The sequence below is a fragment of the Candidatus Hepatincolaceae symbiont of Strigamia maritima genome (assembly GCF_055505085.1).
Genome location: NZ_DBKDTU010000092.1, coordinates 1 through 2,538 on the forward strand (window position 1 = coordinate 1; position 2,538 = coordinate 2,538).

At 27.7% G+C, this 2,538-nt stretch carries 1 protein-coding gene; it reads right to left on the reverse strand.

The features are described 5' to 3' along the window. Positions 1 to 213: 213 nt before the first annotated feature. A partial coding sequence (locus tag ACQCX0_RS02235; protein WP_462562532.1) for a mechanosensitive ion channel family protein occupies positions 214 to 2,538 on the reverse strand: 2,325 nt, incomplete at its 5' end.

Here is a 2,538-nt window from a genome sequence, read left to right on the forward strand (position 1 = left end):
GTAAAGTTTTGCTATTGCTCTTACAGATCTGTAACTGCTTCTACAGGTCTTGCCATAAAAACTGCAGAGACTAAATGTTTCATCTCCATTCCTCATCCATATCTACTTTGCCGGTTATTTTTAAGTTCTTAATATTACTGAGTTTATTTTTACTTCTGCTAAAGCTTATACTCTCTAAGGTGAGTTGCGGGTTAGAAATTGTGCTTACCGCTTCTACTTCTCAATAATAATCTGATTAATTGGATACGGAATAGTTATTCCTAGTTCGTCAAATTTTTCTTTTACTTTTTTAAGAAGTTCCATTCTAATTTTAGCTTGTTTCCCAGCTTGGGTTTTAATTCTACAACGAATATTTACACTGTAATCTCCCAGACTAACTACCCCGAGAATTTCTAACGGTTCTAGAATTAAAGAAGCAAGATTACTATCAAGTTGCAACTCTCTACCTATCTCTTTAAAAGCATCTATGACATTATCAATATTTTCTCTATAATGAACCCCTACTTCACTAACGGCATAGGAAAAATCCCTACTGTAATTACTTACAACATCCACAGTTGAGAAGGGAATCATATGAGTATTCCCATCAATATCACGCAATTTAATGTAGTTCATGGTTAAGTCTTCTACAGTACCTTTTTTACTACCTATCTCTACAAAATCATTAATTGAGAGCACATTTTCTAGTAAAAAAAGAATGGCATTAAAATAGTTTTTAAGAATGTCTTTAGCTCCAAAACCAATAATTATGGTAACCACCCCAGTACTAGCCAATAGAGTAGTAAAAGAAACATTAAAAATAGCTAAAATAGCTATAAATAACACTATTACTAAAACTGCAAAATAGAGTTTTTTTAATAAAAATAAGATAGAAACAATTTGGTTAACTCTATGGAAATCTCTGGCATGTTCCGCCTTCATAATTAAAGCTCTACAAAACATTAACAAAATTAAGGTAATACTAAAGAGGATTAAGAGTACCAGAGAAATATTCAGTACTATACTAAAAAAGCTAATCTTTATCAGTTGTTGAATGATGCTAAAAATTTGAATATCCCAAAGCTGTAGTGCAAAAATTAAAAAAGTGATAAAAATAAGATAATAATAAATAATTTCCGCAAAATATCCAAAGTTTTTATATCCGGAAATCTTAGTATAAATCAATTTACGATCTTGATTTACATTATACCAAGTCGCCACCCTATTATGAAAACTTTCTAATAAATATTTATCAATAAGAAAACTCACAATATGTTGCAATAAATGATGAACTAAGAATAATAAAATAGCTAGCATCCCTGCTTTAAGAATAAACCATACCCCTGCATAGATATTTAACAATATTAGGAATACTACCAAAATAATATAGAATATGGTAAAAAAGTAAAAACTATTACCCAAAAAAGTAAAGAGCTTTTTTGCATAATATTTAGAACTTTGTTTAGCGATAGTTAAACAATAAATTTGAAAATCCTTACTTAACCTAAATAGCAATATAGCAACCACCACACAAAATACTAAACGTAATCCTCTGAAAATATTTTGTGATATGCTAACATCAAGCTTAATATATTGGGAGGTAAAATAAAAAAGTACTATAATTAAGACAATATGCAATAGTATTATGGTATCTCTTAAATATAACTTTACTTTTTTAAGATTAATTGCTCCTTTAATATGTAAGAATTTATTGCATTTTTTAGCATTATGATAGAGTTTCTTTAGAATAGTAAAAATTATTCTAAAAACAAGCCAAACCACCAAAATTTTGCTAAGATATAATACTCCGTATTCAGTCTGCAAAATTAGCAAAGCCATCCAGACTAAAAGATTGGCTATTATGATAGGAGTAAGTAAAGTTATTACGATAAGACCACTATGGCTTACTGTATCAATTAGGAATTTGTTATTGATGGGTTTTTTATACCAAAACCTATGAAAGATTTTTACTAATATTTTTTCTAAGAAAAAACTTATCACCAAAGTAAATATTAAGGATAGTAGCACAATTTGTACTTCTTCTATACTCAGATAATTTTTAAAATTAATAATAACATTCCAAAAATTTATAGGAAGATTAAGTAGAGTTGTATCTATTAAAATTACATGGTTTTTAATAGAATAATATATATTTAAAAAGATTTGGTCTAATGCCTGTTTAGTTTCTGTAAGCTCCATAGTTTGAAACACTGTTTGAGGAGTCTCTGCTTTTTCAACATTCTCTAAGACTTTAATTAAACTTTGGATTTTTTGAGGATCTTTTAAAATTTTTAATAATGGTTTAAGCTCATCATCAGGTGTAGTAAGAGAAGAAGTATTGGGATTAGAATTACCTGTGGTGGTATTTGTATTAGGGTTACTTATATTAGTAGAGCTTTTAGGAAAAATTAAATCTGTAGTATCTTTAATAACATTACTAATAATATCGGCTGTGGCAATGCTTATAAATAAACTTAGAAAGAGAGATAATAAAAAAATTTTTTTCATTTTTGATATAATTTTTATTATAATTATGTTAGTAATTAGTATATCTAGATT